At 70.2% G+C, this 17126-nt stretch carries 19 protein-coding genes, 1 pseudogene and 1 riboswitch; of the genes and pseudogenes, 6 read left to right on the forward strand and 14 right to left on the reverse strand.

Going from position 1 to position 17126, the window contains the following annotated elements; genetic code table 11:
• Positions 1-353: pseudogene (locus ACWDSL_RS13085) on the reverse strand (DUF4232 domain-containing protein); the annotation flags it as partial.
• Positions 354-693: 340 nt separating this feature from the next.
• Positions 694-1383 carry a TetR/AcrR family transcriptional regulator gene (locus tag ACWDSL_RS13090; RefSeq protein ID WP_450484809.1) on the reverse strand — a complete coding sequence of 230 codons (690 nt, stop codon included), beginning with the start codon at positions 1381-1383 and terminating at the stop codon, positions 694-696.
• Between the two features lie 201 nt (positions 1384-1584).
• Between ACWDSL_RS13090 and ACWDSL_RS13095 the strand changes: the two genes are divergently transcribed.
• Both ACWDSL_RS13095 and ACWDSL_RS13100 read left to right on the forward strand, forming a co-directional pair.
• On the forward strand, positions 1585-2262 hold the full coding sequence (locus ACWDSL_RS13095; protein ID WP_450484701.1) for an SDR family NAD(P)-dependent oxidoreductase: 678 nt from the start codon (positions 1585-1587) through the stop codon (positions 2260-2262).
• Between the two features lie 177 nt (positions 2263-2439).
• A complete protein-coding gene (locus tag ACWDSL_RS13100) occupies positions 2440-3537 on the forward strand; it encodes a hypothetical protein (RefSeq protein ID WP_450484703.1) in 1098 nt (365 codons plus the stop codon).
• A 146-nt stretch (positions 3538-3683) separates the two neighbouring features.
• Here ACWDSL_RS13100 and ACWDSL_RS13105 read toward each other — a convergent pair whose 3' ends face one another.
• From ACWDSL_RS13105 to ACWDSL_RS13125, 5 genes are all read right to left on the reverse strand, one after another.
• A complete protein-coding gene (locus ACWDSL_RS13105; protein WP_450484705.1) occupies positions 3684-4043 on the reverse strand; it encodes a hypothetical protein in 360 nt (119 codons plus the stop codon).
• A gap of 184 nt (positions 4044-4227) precedes the next feature.
• A complete protein-coding gene (gene ykgO, locus ACWDSL_RS13110) occupies positions 4228-4350 on the reverse strand; it encodes a type B 50S ribosomal protein L36 (protein WP_398529548.1) in 123 nt (40 codons plus the stop codon).
• Between the two features lie 34 nt (positions 4351-4384).
• A complete protein-coding gene (locus ACWDSL_RS13115; protein ID WP_450484707.1) occupies positions 4385-4645 on the reverse strand; it encodes a type B 50S ribosomal protein L31 in 261 nt (86 codons plus the stop codon).
• Between the two features lie 46 nt (positions 4646-4691).
• Positions 4692-4856: a 50S ribosomal protein L33 gene (rpmG, locus tag ACWDSL_RS13120; protein ID WP_398529550.1), complete on the reverse strand. Its 165-nt coding sequence runs from the start codon at positions 4854-4856 to the stop codon at positions 4692-4694.
• Positions 4857-5091: 235 nt separating this feature from the next.
• Complete coding sequence (locus ACWDSL_RS13125) at positions 5092-5748, reverse strand: NAD(P)-dependent oxidoreductase (protein WP_450484709.1); 657 nt, start codon at positions 5746-5748, stop codon at positions 5092-5094.
• 137 nt (positions 5749-5885) lie between these two features.
• On the opposite strand from ACWDSL_RS13125, the gene ACWDSL_RS13130 reads away from it, so the two are divergent.
• On the forward strand, positions 5886-6326 hold the full coding sequence (locus tag ACWDSL_RS13130) for a MarR family winged helix-turn-helix transcriptional regulator (RefSeq protein ID WP_450484710.1): 441 nt from the start codon (positions 5886-5888) through the stop codon (positions 6324-6326).
• A 111-nt stretch (positions 6327-6437) separates the two neighbouring features.
• Here the strand turns inward: ACWDSL_RS13130 and ACWDSL_RS13135 are convergent, their stop codons facing one another.
• The 7 genes from ACWDSL_RS13135 to ACWDSL_RS13165 all read right to left on the reverse strand — a co-directional run bounded on the left by ACWDSL_RS13135 (position 6438) and on the right by ACWDSL_RS13165 (position 12834).
• Positions 6438-7529 (reverse strand): LLM class flavin-dependent oxidoreductase, encoded by a 1092-nt coding sequence (locus ACWDSL_RS13135; RefSeq protein ID WP_450484712.1) that lies wholly within the window; start codon positions 7527-7529, stop codon positions 6438-6440.
• Positions 7526-8899 carry an NtaA/DmoA family FMN-dependent monooxygenase gene (locus tag ACWDSL_RS13140; RefSeq protein ID WP_450484714.1) on the reverse strand — a complete coding sequence of 458 codons (1374 nt, stop codon included), beginning with the start codon at positions 8897-8899 and terminating at the stop codon, positions 7526-7528. The genes ACWDSL_RS13135 and ACWDSL_RS13140 overlap by 4 nt, the downstream gene beginning before the upstream one ends.
• A gap of 22 nt (positions 8900-8921) precedes the next feature.
• Entirely contained in the window at positions 8922-10124 is a 1203-nt protein-coding gene (locus tag ACWDSL_RS13145; protein ID WP_450484716.1) for an LLM class flavin-dependent oxidoreductase, read from the reverse strand.
• A gap of 120 nt (positions 10125-10244) precedes the next feature.
• Positions 10245-10412 (reverse strand): putative leader peptide, encoded by a 168-nt coding sequence (locus ACWDSL_RS13150; protein ID WP_450484718.1) that lies wholly within the window; start codon positions 10410-10412, stop codon positions 10245-10247.
• A 160-nt stretch (positions 10413-10572) separates the two neighbouring features.
• Positions 10573-10647 (reverse strand): putative leader peptide, encoded by a 75-nt coding sequence (locus ACWDSL_RS13155; protein ID WP_370656874.1) that lies wholly within the window; start codon positions 10645-10647, stop codon positions 10573-10575.
• A 409-nt stretch (positions 10648-11056) separates the two neighbouring features.
• Positions 11057-11542, reverse strand: coding sequence for an RrF2 family transcriptional regulator (locus ACWDSL_RS13160; protein ID WP_450484720.1), 486 nt, complete (start codon positions 11540-11542; stop codon positions 11057-11059).
• A 53-nt stretch (positions 11543-11595) separates the two neighbouring features.
• Positions 11596-12834: an acyl-CoA dehydrogenase family protein gene (locus tag ACWDSL_RS13165; protein WP_450484722.1), complete on the reverse strand. Its 1239-nt coding sequence runs from the start codon at positions 12832-12834 to the stop codon at positions 11596-11598.
• Between the two features lie 322 nt (positions 12835-13156).
• On the opposite strand from ACWDSL_RS13165, the gene ACWDSL_RS13170 reads away from it, so the two are divergent.
• From ACWDSL_RS13170 to ACWDSL_RS13180, 3 genes are all read left to right on the forward strand, one after another.
• The gene (locus ACWDSL_RS13170) at positions 13157-14080 is read left to right on the forward strand and encodes an LLM class F420-dependent oxidoreductase (RefSeq protein WP_450484724.1); all 924 of its coding nucleotides are present in this window, start codon (positions 13157-13159) and stop codon (positions 14078-14080) included.
• 79 nt (positions 14081-14159) lie between these two features.
• Positions 14160-14984 carry a DUF1684 domain-containing protein gene (locus ACWDSL_RS13175; RefSeq protein ID WP_450484726.1) on the forward strand — a complete coding sequence of 275 codons (825 nt, stop codon included), beginning with the start codon at positions 14160-14162 and terminating at the stop codon, positions 14982-14984.
• Positions 14985-15043: 59 nt separating this feature from the next.
• Positions 15044-15157: riboswitch (SAM riboswitch) on the forward strand.
• A 349-nt stretch (positions 15158-15506) separates the two neighbouring features.
• Positions 15507-17126 carry an ABC transporter substrate-binding protein gene (locus ACWDSL_RS13180; RefSeq protein ID WP_450484728.1) on the forward strand — a complete coding sequence of 540 codons (1620 nt, stop codon included), beginning with the start codon at positions 15507-15509 and terminating at the stop codon, positions 17124-17126.

Genomic DNA, 17126 nt, shown 5'->3' on the forward strand with positions numbered 1-17126 from the left:
CTGGTGCCCTTGTTCATCAGAACGATGGTGGCGGTCGTCGCACCCCCGTCCCCGCTCCGCTCCGGGAGCGCGTCCTCACCCGTGGCGAACGCGGCCTCCAGGTTCTCGGTACGGCAGCGCTCGGCACCCGCGTGCGCACTGCCGCCGCCTTCGGGGGCCTTGGCGTCCGAACCCTGCGCACCGTTCGACGAACCCGACGAGCCGCTGGACCCGGCCGAGGCCTTGTCCTGACCCTCGGCCTTCGTGTCGTTGTTGCAGGCCGTCAGAGTCAGGGCGGCGGCTGCGGTCAGAACCGCGGCGGCGACGCGGAAGGAACGACGGCGGGCAGTGCGGGCAGCGGCGTTGGAACGCATTTCGGGTCCCCCCTGGGAGGTCGGTGTCGTGCTCTGCTCGGTACGACAACAACTCTGGCCGGGGCCACTACCGCAGCACTGCCGCCCCACTAACGTCCGGCTAACACGACCGTGACCAGGGAAAAGATGCCAAGGGGAACTGAGGAACCAGGGCCACCCTCAGTCGTTCAACCGGTTCGGTGAGTACTCCACACACGAGCTCGGCATCCAGCCCGACGCGTACGACCCGAAGCTCGATGTCGGCTTCACCCCACTGCGCGGCGGTGACCCGTCCCACTCCATCGCGCGGCGAGCAGCCGACCGACCCCGCTGAACCACCTCCGCGGCACGCGGGCCGCGGTCAGTCGTTGCTCTTCCGCTCACGCGCGGCGACGTTCGCCAGCCCGGCACGCCGCATGGCCTCGTAGAGGGCATCATCTTCCGGCGGATCCGGCAGGGGGCCCCGCGCAGGGGCCTCGAATGACTGGATCATCAGGGCCACGAGACGGCGCCAGGCGTCAGGGAGGGCGTCGCCGGCGAAGTTGACGACCCCGGCGTTGGCGACGAGCAGGATGACGAGATCCTGGCTCGCGAAGTCCTCCCGCAGCCGCCCGCTGTCCTTGGCGCGGCCGATCAGTTCCAAAAAGCCGTGGTAGGCCGCTGCGTGGCGCTCTTGCAGGGCCTCGGAGTCGGGGAAGGTCGCGGTCAGCACGTCGGCGAATCCGCGGTCGGCGGCCTGCATGGCGCAGATGGCCTCGATGAACCCGGTGAAGCCGTCCCAGGGATCGGCGGCCTTGAGAGCATCCTTGACGGCGGCGACGTAGGCATCCATACGGTCGGCGAAGACAGCGGCGATCAGATCTTCCTTGGCGCGGAAGTGACGGAAGAGGGTGGCGATCCCGACCCCTGCCTCCCGGGCCACGGAGGCCATCGACGCACCCAGGCCGTCACGCTCGAACACCGCCCGCGCAGTGGCGATGATCCGGCCACGGTTTCGCTCGGCATCGCTGCGCAGGGGCTGGGCATCGGGCCGCCGGGCGTCAGGGGTCATGCCCGCCACCCTACCAACCGGAATGACCTATCCATTTTCGGTGTTACGCTGAGCGGAGGTAATCGGATAGGGCTTTCCGTTTAAGAATCGGATAGCCCTATCCGGATGACCGAACGGCCCTGCGGTGACCGCGCCGCAGGAAGCCGCTCACCGCCCTGACCCCGCGCACGGTCCCTCGTGACCGTTTACGAAAGGATCACCATGACCAGCATCGCCATCGTCGGAGCCGGCCCCCAGCTGGGCCTGGCCATCGCGCGCACCTTCGGATCCCGCGGCTTCGACGTCGCCCTGATCTCGCGCAATCCCGACAAGCTCGACGCCCTCGTCGGCGAGCTCACCGCCGAGGGCATCTCCGCCGCCGCGTTCCCCGCAGACGTGCTCGACCGCGGCGCGCTCACCCAGGCACTCAAGGACGCCGCCACACGGTTCGGCGGCATCGACGTCCTGGAGTACTCCCCGGTCGGCGGGTTCGACTCGACCGTCCTGACCACTCCGAGTGCGACCGAACCGTCGCATGTGCAGCACGAGATGGAGTTTCAGCTCTACGGAGCGATCGCCGCCACTCAGGCGGTCCTGCCCGCCATGCGCGAAGCCAGCGCCGGCACCCTGCTGTACACCACCGGCGCCGGCTCCATCGACCCCGTGCCGCAGGTCGGCAACGTCAACGCCGCCGCCGCGGCGCTGCGCAACTGGGCGATCAACCTGCACAAGGAACTGGCCGATACCGGCATCCAGGCCGCCCACGTCGGCATCGACGTGTCGATCGGCATGTCGGTCATCCCCGGCTTCCCGACAGCCGAGCCCGAGGAGATCTCCCCCGTCTACTGGGAACTGCACACCACCCACCGCGACGAGGCCGAGCGCGTCTTCAGCCGCTGACACCTCACCAGGCCCCGGACCCGGCCTCTTGCGGGAGCCCCTGATCGGGACGCGGCCCATCGGCCGCGTCCCGATCCCCTGTCCGCCCGGCCGGCCTCGCTGTCAGCGCTCTGTGTCATTATGCGGACGCGTCCCAGAGGAGTGGGCCGCGGTCTGCTGATTGCCAGGGGGTTGGGGATGGGCGCGGGTACGGAGCCGGACGGCTCGTCCAGGTCCGACGAGGAGTGGGAGCGGTTTCTGCGCGAGTCGGTGGCGGGTGTCGCCGGCGCGCCCAAGGAGCCGTCGGCGCGGGCCCGCGACGTGGCAAAGCGGCTGCGCGCGGAGCCCGACCGCGGCCCGGAGGGCTGGCGCAGCTACACGCCCGCGCGGCCCAAGCGGCGCACGGGCTGGTACGTGGTCGGGCTGCTGGCCTTGCTGGTACTGCTGGTGGTGGCGCTCGCGCCGGGGCAGATAGTGGACCTGTTCGCCGGCGATGACTCCCAGCCGTCGGCGGCCGAGACCGCCCGCCCGACCCAGGCACCCCCGGCGGAGGCGGCCCAACGCCCCACCATGGAGGAGCCGTTCCGCGGCTCGCCGGCGGCGAGCTGGGCGAGCGGAGCGGCGGGAATCACCGTGCCGAAGGCCAGGGCGGTCGGCTGGATGAGCGCGGCCGAGGTCGAGCGGGCCCTCGCCGACAGCCGAGACTTCCTCGTCGTGTCCGGCCTGGACCGCGGGGTGCTGCGGGGCGAGCGCCCCGAGAAGGCGATTGCACTGATCAACCCGCACCAGAAGGACGTCCAAGACCTTCTGAAAACCGCTTTCCGAACCCCGAGCGAGAAGAACGACCCCCTCCTCCTCTTCAGCCGCTTCCAGCCCTCCCGCACCCACCTGGTCGGCGACGTCGTGAAGACCCGAGGCCGGCTCACCTACCGGGAGGGCGAGCGCGGCGCGCTCCAGGTGACCGCCGACGTCACCTTCGTCTACCCGGTCACCCGCGCGGACGCGGGCGGCGACGACGACGAGATCGTGCGCACGATCGTCCGGCGCGAGCTGGTCCTGAGCTGGGACGACCCTGACAAGGTGATCACCGAGCCGGGCACGTTCTCGATCGTCTCGTACAAGTACGACATGACCAACGGTGGCTGCGGCGCCCCCACGGGCTACTTCACCCCACCCTTCGGTACGGACCGCCGGGCGGACGAGGCCGGCACGGAGGTCGACCCGTACGACCGCAGCACACCGGTCGGGCGGGCCAAGTCCTCTGGGGACGAGTGCAGGAGGGCGACGCGGTCCTAGCGGACGGCACTCGGTGGCGGCCGTCGCCCCTATCGCCGTCCAGGCACGCGAAGAGATGGGGAATGAAGCCACGATGCCCTTCTGGGACACCGTCTGTCACATCGACGTCACCCGCGACGCCATCGCGCTGCCGGCCAGCCGCCCCCTCAGCGTGGCTGCAGCCAATGACGCGCGGAGGCCAGCGTCACCTCGATGTCATCGCTCCATGAACAGACTTCCAGCCACGACAGGTAGCCGCCCTGCGCGAAGGCCAGGACCTCGCCAGGGATCTCACCGGCCTCGGTGACGAGGCACGCTTCGGCCGCCACGACGGTGCGGGGGCCGGTGGGGGCGGGCTCCACCTTGCTGGTGTCGAGTTCGAAGTAGGCGGTACCACACCCGCATGTGCAGCGAGCTCGCACCCTGAGGTGCGGAACCTGCCTTCGAAGCGCGGCATGAATCGGATTGTCCGAGTTCAGGACTATCGCGAGCACGTCGGCTACGTCAGAAGACAGGCTCCCGGTCATTCCGGCACCGTATCTGACCAGAGGCTTGGGATTCCGACGAAGCCCGACCTTTCGCCGTTTGGCCGGGCGGCGTGGTCACGCGTCCAGCACCAGGTCGGTGCCGGCTTCGTCGCCTGCCGCCTACGCCGATCGGCCCGGTCACCCACTGATCGAGGGGCCGGGCCGACCAGGCGGAGGGGAGTGCTCAGCCCTGGCGGGCCTTGAATCGGGGGTCCTTCTTGTTGATCACGTAGGTCACACCCCGGCGGCGCACCACCTGCGCACCGGGCTTCGACTTCAGCGAGCGCAGGGACTTGCGTACTTTCATGATGTTCTCCTCCTGCTCACGCGCCGGTCCGCGGTCAGCGGCCGGCCGACGCCGTGCGGCCGTAGCGCCGCTCGAAACGCTCCACCCGGCCGGCGGTGTCGAGAATCCGCGAGGTGCCGGTGTAGAACGGGTGACTGGCCGACGAGGTCTCGACGTCGATCAGCGGGTAGGTGTTGCCGTCCTCCCACTCGATGATCCGCGACGTGTGCGCGGTCGAACGGGTCAGAAACGTCGCGCCCGCCGCGCGGTCGCGGAAGACCACCGGCCGGGAGACAGGGTGGATTCCAGGCTTCATGATGTTTCCTTCCTCGTGACCGTCCGCGAAAGGGCAACGGCTGGGTTCATCGCTCCTCGCGGAAGAGGACGTGTTCCCCGGCCACCGGGTCGAACTTGCGCAGGACGAGCCGGTCGGGATCGTTGAGACGGTTCTTGCGCGTCACGTAGGTGACGCCGGTCCCGGCCGTCGACTTCAACGTGACGACGGGGCGCACGGTGGTGCGTGCCATGAACTCCTCCTTCCGCTCACATCCGGCGGGCCCTTGACCCCGCCCATGTGAGCGACGTTCCTGTCAACGCCACCCCCCGCTCCTGCATTCCCGACGGCTGCCGAGCCTATCTGCCGCGCGGCCCACGAGGTGCAGTGCGGCGCCTCGGGCGCTCAGGAGGCGGGCGGCCTCGGTGCCCAGACCCGAGCTCGCCCCCGTCAGCACAATGGTCTTGCCCGTGAGGTTCATGGGAGCGTCATCCTTTCGGCGCGCCGCTGACCGAGAGGCGGCCGGCGGTGGGGCTGGGGGATTCGACGGCGTCCAGCAGGCACTGGGCCAGGTCGGCGCGGCTGATCGCCAGGGGCGAGGGGGTTTTGATGTCGGGGTGGGCGGACCAGGCGGGTGAGGCGGGCCGGTCGGTCAGCGAGCCGAAGTAGGCGATGGTGAAGTCGAGCCCCGAGGCGGCGAGGATCGCCTCCGCGGTGTCGAAGTCCTGGTAGTCGCGGCGGATGAGCAGCCGGGTCAGCGCCTTGAGCGGCCACGCGGTGTGCTGCCGTGAGGCGCCGCTTCCCCAGGCCAGCGGCATGGCGATACGCCGTACCTGATGCAGATGCATGGCGGCCATCAGATTTGCGGTGGCCCGGGCCATCACCGCAGAGCCGGTACGCGCCTTGAGCCAGAGCGGATTGCCCAGTGCGCTGACGATCGCGTCCTGCCCGTCGACGGCGCGGCGTACGGCGGGCAGGTCATCACCCACAGCACCCTCCACGACGCGCAGCCCCGGCGTCTCGGCCTGCCCTGCACTCCGTCGTACGAGCGCGGTCACCTGGTGTCCGCGCTCCAGGGAGTGGGTGACCACCTGCCTGCCAAGGCCGCCGTTGACGCCGACCACGAGGAGCTTCATCTCCGTCATCGCAAGGTCCACTCCACCCACGTTTCAGCTGGCCTGAAACTCAGGGCCCGGTCTTGTGTCGCGCCTGCCGGGACTGGAGCCTGCCCGGAACTCCAGTTAAAGTCAAACTGAAACTTTCCAAGGAGGAACGAGGAGTCGTGACCGCCCAGCCCCCGCCCAACAGCACCGCCTTCCTGCTCGCCGCCCTGGGACGGCGAACACGCCAGGACGTCGAGCGGGCACTCAAGCCGACCGGTTACACGCTGCGCCACCTCTCGGCCATCGGCCACCTTTTGAGGGAACCGGGAATGTCCTACAGCGAACTGGGCCGCAGGGCAGGGATCACCGCACAGAGCGCCCAAGCCACCGTTCGGCAACTGGAAGAGCGCGGTGCCGTCGAGCGCCGCACCGACCCTGGACGAGGCCGCACCGCAGAGCTCCACGTCACGGCAACCGGCCAGGAGCTGCTGCGAGCGGGGCGCGATGCCTACGCCGACGTGGATGCCGCCCTGGAACGCGTGCTCGGGAAGCAACGACGCCAAGACCTCACCGGACTTCTCCTGTCGGCGTTGTCCGGAGGCTCTTCAGGGAAGGACTGAGCTGGGGCGATCACCCTGTTACGACGCGCGCTTCGACGCCCCTGGGGAGCGGTGGGCGCCCGCCGGAAGAGCGAGGATGTCGTCGATCAGTCGAGGACGCCAAGGGGGATGTCAGACCTGGGCGGGCTCCTCGGGGATCGGTGACGTCGGAGGCACGGGGCCCCAGGCGAACGGCGGATCGGGGATCCCCCGGCGCAACACCGGAGCGACCTCGGACTGGAACAGTTCCAGTGAGTCGTGATGTTGACCGTCCGTCAGCCCACCGGCCTCTGCGTGGAGGTGCAGCACGGTGTGGCCGAACTGCTCGTGGTAGCGGTGGACCTTGTCGATGATCTGCTGCGGGCTGCCGATCAGTGCCGAGCTGCGTTCCACGAAGTCCTCGATGGTAGGGAAGACCGGCTCCAGGCCCAGCCGCTTCTGGAACGCCACGTTGCCCTCGAACACGGGCCGGTACGTGGCGATCGCCTCCTGGGACGTACGGGCCGCATAGATGCCCGCCGTTCCCGCGCCGACGGCGATGCCGGCCGGGTCGTGCCCGTAGTGCTCCCAGCGCTCGCGGTAGTGGCGGATCAGTTCGGCGTACGGTTCGATGGGGTTGGTGACGTTCGCCGAGAACAGCGGGTCGCCGTAGCGGGCCGCGAGGTCGACCGACTCCTTGCTGGTCGCGCTGCCGTGCCAGACCCGGATCGGTTGCTGCAGCGGCCTGGGCCACACCTCGGCGTCCGTCAGCTCCGGGCGGAAGCGGGTTTTGGCGGTGACCTTGTCCTGCCGCCAGATCTGCCGGAACACCTCGTAGCTCTCGGCGTTGCGCTCCCACTGATCCTCGGGCGTGACGTGGAACAGCTCGCGCTGGGCGGAGCCGTTGCCCTTGCCGATGATCAGCTCGAGGCGTCCGCCGGAGAGATGGTCCAGGGTCGCGTAGTCCTCGTAGGCGCGCACCGGGTCCAGCAGGCTGAGGGTGGTCACGGCGGTGAACAGTCGGATGTGGGTCGTCAGGGCGGCGATGTGGCTGAGCACCACCGGCGGCGAGGAGGAGATGAACGGCCGCTCGTGCCGCTCCCCCACCCCGAACCCGTCGAAGCCCAGTTCCTCGGCGAGCAGCGCGCCCGCGACGACCTCGCGGAAGCGCTCGCCGGTCGGTTTCCGCACGCCGGTCACCGGGTCCGGGGCGTGCACGATCAGCGTGATGGCGAGGAACTTCACGACGCCACCCGCTCACTGCGTACGTCGTCCGGGTGGGCGAGGCCGAGGTGGTCACGGAGGGTCGGGCCCTCGTACTCGGTGCGGAAGACGCCCTGTTCCTGGAGCAGCGGGACGACCTGGTCGGCGAAGACGTCGAGGCCGCCGGGGGTGATGTGCGGGACGAGGATGAAGCCGTCGGCGGCGTCCGCCTGGACGAAGTCGTTGATGGTCTTCGCGACGGTGGCCGGGGAGCCGACGAAGTTCTGCCGGTTGCCGGTCTCGATGACGAGATCGCGAATGGACCAGTTGTTGGCGGTGGCGAGCTCCCGCCATGCGCGGGCGGTGGCCAGCGGATCGCGGTACATGCGCACCTGCGCCCGGCCGCGGGCGATGTGGTGCTCGCCGGGTTCCGGGTCGATGTCGGGGAGCGGGCCGTCGGGATCGTACGAGGACAGGTCCCGGTTCCAGACGAATTCCAGGTGCTTGATGGCCGTGGCCCCGCTGACCTGTTGGCGGCGGACCTCCTTGGCCAGTTCCTCGGCCTCGGCGTCGGTGTCGCCGAGGACGAAGGTCGCGGCGGGCAGGATCAGCAGGTGGTCGGGGTGGCGGCCGTAGGTGGCCAGTCGGCTCTTCACGTCCGTGTAGAAGGCCTGGCCCTCCTTGAGGGTGGCGTACCGGCTGAAGATCGCGTCGGCGCCGGCGGCGGCGAACTCGCGGCCCTCGTCGGAGTCGCCCGCCTGGAAGATGACCGGGCGGCCCTGCGGGGAGCGCGGGACGTTGAACTGGCCGTGGATGTCGAAGTGCCGGCCGGTGTGGACGAAGGCCCCGGCCTTCGCGTCGCGCAGGAAGGTGCCGGTGACCTGGTCGGCGAGGATCTCGTCGCCGTGCCAGGAGTCGAAGAGATCGCCCGCGGTGGCCAGGAACTCCTTGGCGCGCGAATAGCGCTCGTCCTGCGGGAGGAAGCCGCCACGGCGGAAGTTCTCGCCGGTGAAGGCGTCCCAGGAGGTGACCACGTTCCAGGCGGAGCGGCCGCCGGAGAGGTGGTCGAGGCTGGCGAACTGGCGGGCGACCTCGTAGGGCTCGTTGAAGGTGGAGTTGATGGTACCGGTCAGGCCGAGATGCTCGGTGACGGCGGCCAGCGCCGCGAGGATGGTGAAGGTGTCGGGGCGGCCGACGACGTCCAAGTCGTATATTTTGCCGCCCTGTTCGCGCAGTCGCAGTCCCTCGGCGAGGAACAGGAAGTCGAACTTGGCGCGTTCGGCGGTGCGCGCGAAATGGACGAAGGAGCTGAACTCGATGTGGCTGCCGGCCTCGGGGGCGCTCCACACGGTGGTGTTGTTGACGCCGGGGAAGTGGGCTGCCAGGTGGATCTGCTTCAGCGGCTTGCTCATGGTCGTACGGTCTCCCTCGGGCTCAGGCGGCGGCGTAGCGGTTGGCGGGGCGGGCCAGGCCCAGCAGTCCGCGCAGGGTGTCGGCCTCGTAGGCGCGGCGGAAGGCGCCCCGGCGCTGGAGTTCGGGGACCAGGCCACGGGTGATCGCCGCAAGGTCGTGGCCGAGGACGGCGGGACGCAGCCGGAATCCGCTCAGTCCGGCCGACCTCCATTCCTCTAGCAGGTCGGCGAGCTGGGCTGGGGTGCCGGTGAAGATGCGGGCATCGCTGGCGTACGGGGATCCGGCGAGGGCGTCGAGGCGTTCGTGTCGGGCCGTCGCGGCGGCCGGGTCGTCGTCGAGGAAGACCACCAGGTCACCGAAGACGTGCAGGGGCTGGTCGGCGCGGCCTGCCGCTTCCTGCTCGGCGCGGATCTCCGCGACGATCGCGCGGGCGTGGTCGGCGTCGCGCGGAGTGACGTAACCGATGTCGGCCTGGCGGGCCACCAGCCGGTACGGGACCGTCCAGTGGGCGAGAGCGCTGACGACGGGCTGGCCCTGTGGCGGGCGTGGAGTGATGGACGGGCCCTTCACGCTGAAGTGCCTGCCCTCGAAGTCGATGTAGTGCAGCTTGTCGCGGTCGATGAAACGGCCGGTGGCGGCGTCCCGGATCTCGGCGTCGTCCTCCCAGCTGTCCCAGAGCCTGCGCACGACCTCCACGTAGTCGGCGGCCTCGTCGAAGAGGTCGGCCACCACCTCCTGCGCGGCCGGGCTCTCGTAGGCGTCGATGTGGGGGATCGTGCGGCGGCCGAAGTGGGCGGCCTCGTTCGGGCGCGCGGTGATCTGTGCCCGCAGGCCCGCCCGGCCGGTGCTGACATAGTCGAGGGTGGCGATGGCCTTGGAGATGTGGAACGGCTCCGTGTGGGTGACCACCGTGGTCGGGACCAGGCCTATGTGCCGCGTCAGCGGGGCGATACGGGCCGCGAGGAGGACGGCGTCCAGGCGGCCACGGACCTGGTCGGTGCGACCGTCCGGCTCGAGGAAGTGGGAGGACTGCAGGCCGAGGCCGTCCTCGAAGGTCACGAAGTCGAGCAGGCCGCGCTCGGCCTCGGCGACCAGATCGGCCCAGTATCGGGCGGCGAACAGGTCCCGGGGGCGGGCCACCGGCTCGCGCCAGGAGGCGGGGTGCCAGCCGGTGCCGTCGAGGGCGACGGCGAGGTGCAGCGGAGAAGAGGGTGCTGAGGACACGAGTGGGTGCCTTCCTGGAGGTCCGTACGACATCACCGGCCCGCATGTGAGGAGTGGCGGGCACGGCGGCGGGCGAGCGCGGCGGGAGGGGGTCCCCGGCCGGAGGCGGGGGGGGATGGGTCAGGCGCGACAGAGCGCGCCGGCCACGCGCCGCAGATCGATGTGCGGCCGGGAGTGGAGGCGGATACGGCGGCGCGGGTTCAGGGCGCGGGGACGGGGGTGGGGCAGGTGTCGCATGTGCCGCACCTCCGTCCGTCGCGCCGTACCGCGCACCTCATCGTGACTCATAACAGCCAAGCTCCGCGGCCTGTTCCCGGCGTGCGCAGGTGAAGGATGGTCGTCCGAGCCACAGAGACGGAGCGCTTCGCCCCGGCATGCGGCGCCTGGTGGCGGCGCCTCTCACCCGGTGAACTCCTTCGCGGACTTGCGCGGCGGCGTGCGGTGGAGGTCAGCTACACAGCGCGGTGGCGACGCGCATCAGATCGACAGCGCGCCGCTGGGTGAACCGCGAGGAAATCCGCATGTCGGCGACGCTATCCGCGCCCCCTTCGCACGTCAACAACGGCAGTCGGCCAACCCACTGTGCAACGACCGCTTGGCGCGCCCGCCATGCGCCCGTTACCCCGGCCGTCTGCTCGGATCCCGCCGAGCACGAGAGGCGGGCGAGTGGCCGCACCGCGGACAGTACACACCGTGGCACCGGGACCACTTGGTGATCGACACCGCGGGGCGTGACATCGCCCTCTGCGTCGCGGACCTCCGCAACGCCGTCGAAGGACTTCGCGCCGCGTCACGGTTGCGGCCCGCGCCGCGCGTGCATCGGAGCAGGCATCATCCCCGGCACCTCCTTCGCCGCCCCGCACGTGTCCGGCGCCGCGGCGACTGCCGCCCGCCGGATCTCACCGGCGGGCGGCAGCCCGGCGCGCGGGAGATCAGGGGTCGGTGGACAGGGGCGTCGGCCGGGGATTCGTCCAGGCCTCGGGGTCCTCGGCAAGGAGCAGGACCTCATCGGGCAACGTGGCGGTGGCCACGTCGGCCAGCGTGACCTCGCCCAGGATCTTACGGACATTGGCGCGTACCGCGACCCACAGCGGCAGCAGCGACTCCGCGGGACCGGTGTAGGAGAGCTGGGGTGGGCGCACGCCCCGCACCGACACCAGCGGCCCGTCGGCCACCCGGATCACGTCGGCGATGGCGATCTCGTCCGCCGGGCGGGCCAGCCGGTAGCCGCCGTTCCCACCGCGCCGGCTGGTCACCAGCCCGCCCCTGCGCAGATCGCCCAGGATGCCTTCCAGGAACTTGTGCGGAATGCCCTGCGCCGCCGCGATCGCCTCGGCCTTGAGCGAGGTGTCGTGTCCTGCCGCCGCAAGTTCCAACGCCGCACGCACCGCATAGTCCGCTCTCGCCGAGATCTGCATGCCGAGATTATCCGCCACTGTCGCGCCCACCCCGCCACCGGCTGCGCACGCCGTCAGGAGGGGATGGTGAACGGAGGGTGCGCACCATTGAGGAAGTAGTCCCCGACCTCGCGGAGTCTGTCGGCGACGGGCTCGCGCAGGGTGTGCGTCCGGGCGTTGCGCCAGAAGCGGTCGAATCCGTGCCGCAGAAAGGCGGCACGCGCGCCGATGACATCCAGGGCACGTGTGGTGATCTCCTGCGCGGCCCGGGCGGCGGCGGACTCGGCCACGCTCGCGAGTACGGCGATCTCCGCGCACTCGTCGTCGTCGAGGTCTTCGCCACGTGCGAAGCCACGTCCCAGCGCCTCGACCGCCTGGTCGGCGAGAGCGGACGCGGAACGTGCGGCAACGGTCAGTTCCCCGTACACGCTCAGCACGTACGGGTCCCGCGACGGACTGCCCGGCCAGGGCTGTTGCGAGGAGGGCTGCCAGGAAGAGTTCACCACCCTGCTGTACTCGCGGACTTCGGCAAGCAGCCCCTCGGCGACGCCGAGACAGAACTGCACGGAAACCAGGCGGGCGGTCGGTGCGGCCAAGCCGGCGAAGGGGGGCAGGGCGCCCTCGTCCGAGGAGACGGAGCCGAACACGTCGTCGGCCGCGACCGGTACGGAGTCGAACTCCACACTGCCGCCGGCCGCCAGGCGCTGCCCGAAGGTGTCCTCGTCGTCGACGTACACGACGCCGGGGTGGGCGGGATCGACGAGGACGGCCAGGGGATCACCGCTACCGGACCGAGTGGCACGGACGACCAGCCGATCGGCGATGCCGACTCCGGTGACACAACTCTGCCGCCCGTCCAGCACATAGCCGCGCGCGGTGGGGGTCAGTCCGGGAGTCGGTTCGCAGGAAACGAGACCGCCTCCCCACCACCACTGCCTCGCCGCGGACTCCTGCTCGACACGGGCGGCGAGGGCGGGACTGGCGAAGAACCGGGCGCTGGAGGACAGGAAGTAGTGGCAGCCGAGGAGGTAGCCGATCGCGCCGTCGGCCGCTGAGATCGTCCGGACGACCGCGTAGGCCGTACGCCAGTCCGCACCTCCCGCCTCTCCCGCGTCTCCCGCGCCGTGTCCGGCCGCCGCCGGCAAGGTGAGCAGCCCTGCCTCGCGCAGCCGCGCAGCCTCGTCGAGCGGTGCCTTCCCGGCCTGCTCACGGTCGACCGCGTCCGTGGCCAGGTCGTCCGCGATCTCCCGGGCTATGCGCAGCCAGTGGTCGTGTCCGGTTTCCGCGTCGATCGCCTCACCCACCGTCGTCACGCTCGCACCCGCCTCACGGAACAGCACGTGTCGCCAAAGCTCTTCTCCGCGTCAGGCATGTATGTGCGGCCCACCCGCCGTACGGTGACGAGGCGCTGCTGCGTAACGGACATGTAGAGCATGCTCACTCGCCCCGGCGGCCGGCGTCAACATTTCCCTACTAAATCGATAGGAAAACTGGAGAAAGCGCTGTGTCCTGGCTGATTTTCACCGGGCAGCGCGCTGCTGCCGCGAGGGGGCACGGCCCCTGTACATATGACTGACAAGAACCTGTCACACGCGGACCGGAATGCGGGTTCGCCCGACGCCCGTTCCGACTGGCATGACTATTGGCGTAACGCTCAACGCGTCCGACGCGCAGAACCAGGTCGATGCCACCGTGCTGCTGGCCCAGGAGGCCGCAGCCGCCGGTCTGCGGTCGGCTTGGTTCGGCCAGACCTTCGGCGCGGACTCACCCCAACTCGCGGCGATCGTCGGGCGGGCGGTGCCCGGACTGCATGTGGGCACCTCCGCGATCCCCGTCTTCGGTCGCCACCCGCTGCTCGTCTCCAGCCAGGCCCAGACCGCCCAGGCCGCGACACACGGCCGCTACCACCTCGGTCTGGCCCTGGGCACGAAACTGCTGACGGAGACCGGCTTCGGTCTGCCCTTCGAACGCCCCATCGCCCGTCTGCGGGAATTCCTCACCGCACTGCGGCAGTTGACGCAGAACGGCACGGCCGACTTCCACGGTGAGCTGCTCACCGCCACCACCCCGATCCCGGCGCGCGTACCGGGCGCCGAGAGCGGTGTCCCCTTGCTGGTCGCCGCGATGGGGCCGCAGGCGCTGCGGGCCAGCGGTGAGCTCGCGGACGGGATCCTGCCCTATCTGGCGGGGCCGCGCGCCTTGGCGGAACACATCGTTCCCGCCCTGACCGCCGCGGCCGAGGCCGCCGGCCGTCCCGCGCCCCGGATCGTGGCCCTGGTGCCCGGCGTGGTCACGGACGACGTGGACGCGGTGCGGGCGAAGGCCACCGAGAGCCTCGCGTTCTACGAACAGATCCCGTCCTACGCGCGGGTCATCGAACTCTCCGGCGGCCGACGGGCCGCCGACGTGGCCGTGATCGGGGACGAGAAGACAGTCGAAGCCGAGGTACGGCGCTACCGCGACGCCGGCGCCACCGAGGTCGTGTTCTCGGGCACCGAGATCGCGGGAGAAGCGGACCGCCGGCGCACCTGGGCACTCCTCGGCGAACTGGCCGGCTGAGAGCGACCGTCGGGCCGCCGGCCCGATGGATGTCCTGCACCTTGTGCGAGGCCGAGCCTCGCGGAACGAAGGAGAACGCATGACCACCGAGATCACCACGACGGACCTCCAGGCCTTCACCGAGAACTGGCTGGACTGGTACCGCGCCCAGGAGGCCCGGCTCGCCGACCCGCACGGGTTCCTGGCGATCACCGGCCTGCACTGGCTCGACGACCGGCCGCAGCGCTTCCCCGACGCGCCCGGCGCATGGCACACCGGTCGCGACGGGGTCGTCGTCACCCTCGACGCCGGCCAGGAACTGGTCGTCGACGGAACGCCGGTACGGGGCGAGCACCGCTTCGGCGTGCTTCCCGAGCGTGGCGGCATCGACGCGGTCTGGGGAGACGCCGTCATCGAGGTCGCCAGGCGCGGCGGCAACGACATCGTGCGCCCCCGGCACCCGGACGCGCCGCTGCGCACCGCCTTCACCGGAACACCCGCCTACGCCCCCGACCCGCGCTGGGTCGTGACGGGCCGATACCTCCCCTTCGGCACACCGCGGCCGACCACCGTGGGCGCCGCGGTGGAGGGCCTTGAGCATGTGTACGACGCGCCGGGCCGGATCGAGTTCGAACTGCACGGACGTCAGCTGTCCCTGACCGCCTTCCCCGGACGGGGCGCGGGCCGGCTGATGGCGCTGTTCACCGACGCGACGTCCGGGGTCACCACCTACGCCGCCAACCGGGTCCTGGCCCTCGAGCCGCCCGCCGCCGACGGCACGGTCGTCCTGGACTTCAACCGCGCCGCGAATCTGCCGTGCGCCTACACGGACCTGGCCACCTGCCCGCTGCCACCGGCCGAGAACCGGCTGTCGGTGGCGATCGAGGCAGGTCAGAAGACTCCCCGCGAGCGCGGCGGGTCCTGAGCCGGGCTGTCGGCCGACGGCATTGACGTACGGCGGGACCGCTCCGTACGATCACGAATGGCATTGAGCGTCAGCGTCAAGCCCTGGCTCGCTGACCGGCAACCCTCCCGCGCGGTGGGGTGCTCCAGGTGAAAGCCCGGCGGGATCACCGACGATCCCCGCAAGCGCGTGGCCCCGTGGGCGGGCCGGAGATGTGGAGGACCGGTATGCGGCACGGTGGTGACCTCAGTACCTCCTTCGCCGTCGCCACGGTGTTCTCCCGGCTCTCGCGTCGGCGCCACATCGACCTGAAGCGCGCGACCAGCTGTCTCTGTCAGGCCTGACGGCCCTTCCCGCCGCCGGTCGGAGTCCGGCCCCGGTGGTCGCCGCACTCGTTTCCGCCTGATCCCCGTTTCCCCCTGATCCCTGTCTGCACAGCGCTCCCCCGCCACCGGCGTCGCGCCGGCCGGGGCCGCACGCCCATGCGCGGCCGTGCCTCATACGGCACCCCATGCCTGGTGACACGAGTAGGAGAACCCCTCCGTGACAACACTTCCGGATTTCAGATCCTCCCGATGGGCGGCGCTGGCCGCCCTGGTGACCACCAGTGTGCTGCTGACCGCCTGCGGGTCGAGCGGCGACGGCTCCGGCTCCGGCAGCGGCCGGGCGAAGTCCGGCGGCACTCTGACCTTCGCGGTGGGTTCGGACGCCGGCTGCGTGGATCCGCAGCAGGTTGCCAGCAACGACACCATCTACTCGGTGCGCCAGATCGTGGACTCCCTGACGGACCAGGACCCCAAAACCGGCAAGATCGTGCCGTGGCTGGCCAAGAGCTGGGACATCAGCTCCGACACGACGACGTTCACCTTCCATCTGAGGTCGGGTGTCACCTTCAGCGACGGGTCGAAGCTGACTGCGCAGGTGGTCAAGGACAACTTCGACGCGGTGCCGAAGCTCGGCGCCCTGGGGACCCTGGCCGAGGGCTACCTGAGTGGCGTCAAGAGCACCACCGTGGTCGACCCGCTCACCGTCAAGGTGGCCTTCAAGGAGCCCAACGCCCAGTTTCTGCAGGCCACTTCCACGCATTCGCTGGGCATCGAGTCGTCGGCGAGCGTGCGGAAGACACCGCAGCAGAAGTGCAGTGACGGGGTGGTCGGATCCGGGCCCTTCGTGCTGAAGCAGTACGCGCAGAACCAGTCGATCACCCTGGCCAAGCGCGGCGGGTACGCATGGGGTTCCTCGCGGTGGCGCAAGAAGGGCGAGGCGTATCTGGACAAGCTGGTGTTCAAGGTCGTACCGGAAGCGGGCGTGCGGGCCGGCAGTCTCCAGTCCGGCCAGGTGGCCGCGATCAGCAGCGTGGGCAGGGCCAACGAGGCGACGCTCAAGGGCGGCCAGGTCACTCTCCAGCGACGGGCCAACCCCGGCATCGTGTTCGGTCTCGGGCTCAACAGCTCGCGGCCGGCGCTGAAGGACGCGAGGGTGCGCCAGGCGATCCTGTCGGCCATCGACCGGCGGCAGATCGCCGACACCGTGTTCCCCACCGGCACCAAGGCGGCGACCAGCGTCCTCGCACACACCACGCCCGACTACACCAACCTCGCCCCTGACCTGGCCTTCGACGCGGCCAAGGCGAAGTCCCTGCTGGACGAGGCAGGCTGGAACACCGGCAGCGACGGCATCCGCACGAAGAACGGCAAGAAACTGAGCCTGACCATCGACTGGATCCCCAACTCGGCAACCAACCAGCCTGCTCTGGAACTGCTTCAGCAGCAGCTCAAGGCCGTGGGCGTGGCCGTGACCCTCAAGCAGCTCCAGGTCACTCAGCTGGCGCCGACGCTGCAGTCGGGCGGCTACGACGCGGCTTGGGGGAACATCACCCGTGCCGATCCGGACATCCTGCGCAGTTCCTTCTCCACCGAGCTGGCCAATTTCTACCGTGTGCCGGCGGGCAGCCTGGATGCGGCGCTGTCCGCGCAGGCCGCCACCACGGACCCGGTCAAGCGCGAGCAACTGGTGGGCCGGGCCCAGCAGTTGATCGTACGGAGTGCCTACTACGCACCGGTGGTGGAGCTCCAGACCCAGCTGGGCGTATCGAAGAAGGTGCACGACCTGAACTTCGACGCCTCCAGCCGGATCCAGCTGCACGACACCTGGATCGGCTAA

The organism is Streptomyces sp. NPDC000941, assembly GCF_053599555.1.

Excerpts from the sequence above, each read along its gene's own strand:
- ACWDSL_RS13090 (WP_450484809.1), bottom strand. The coding sequence starts at position 1,383 with ATGACCCCTGACGCCCGGCGGCCCGATGCCCAGCCCCTGCGCAGCGAT.
- ACWDSL_RS13095 (WP_450484701.1), top strand. The coding sequence starts at position 1,585 with ATGACCAGCATCGCCATCGTCGGAGCCGGCCCCCAGCTGGGCCTGGCC.
- ACWDSL_RS13100 (WP_450484703.1), top strand. The coding sequence starts at position 2,440 with ATGGGCGCGGGTACGGAGCCGGACGGCTCGTCCAGGTCCGACGAGGAG.
- ACWDSL_RS13105 (WP_450484705.1), bottom strand. The coding sequence starts at position 4,043 with ATGACCGGGAGCCTGTCTTCTGACGTAGCCGACGTGCTCGCGATAGTC.
- ykgO (WP_398529548.1), bottom strand. The coding sequence starts at position 4,350 with ATGAAAGTACGCAAGTCCCTGCGCTCGCTGAAGTCGAAGCCCGGTGCG.
- ACWDSL_RS13115 (WP_450484707.1), bottom strand. The coding sequence starts at position 4,645 with ATGAAGCCTGGAATCCACCCTGTCTCCCGGCCGGTGGTCTTCCGCGAC.
- rpmG (WP_398529550.1), bottom strand. The coding sequence starts at position 4,856 with ATGGCACGCACCACCGTGCGCCCCGTCGTCACGTTGAAGTCGACGGCC.
- ACWDSL_RS13125 (WP_450484709.1), bottom strand. The coding sequence starts at position 5,748 with ATGACGGAGATGAAGCTCCTCGTGGTCGGCGTCAACGGCGGCCTTGGC.
- ACWDSL_RS13140 (WP_450484714.1), bottom strand. The coding sequence starts at position 8,899 with ATGAGCAAGCCGCTGAAGCAGATCCACCTGGCAGCCCACTTCCCCGGC.
- ACWDSL_RS13150 (WP_450484718.1), bottom strand. The coding sequence starts at position 10,412 with ATGAGTCACGATGAGGTGCGCGGTACGGCGCGACGGACGGAGGTGCGG.
- ACWDSL_RS13160 (WP_450484720.1), bottom strand. The coding sequence starts at position 11,542 with ATGCAGATCTCGGCGAGAGCGGACTATGCGGTGCGTGCGGCGTTGGAA.
- ACWDSL_RS13170 (WP_450484724.1), top strand. The coding sequence starts at position 13,157 with ATGACTATTGGCGTAACGCTCAACGCGTCCGACGCGCAGAACCAGGTC.
- ACWDSL_RS13175 (WP_450484726.1), top strand. The coding sequence starts at position 14,160 with ATGACCACCGAGATCACCACGACGGACCTCCAGGCCTTCACCGAGAAC.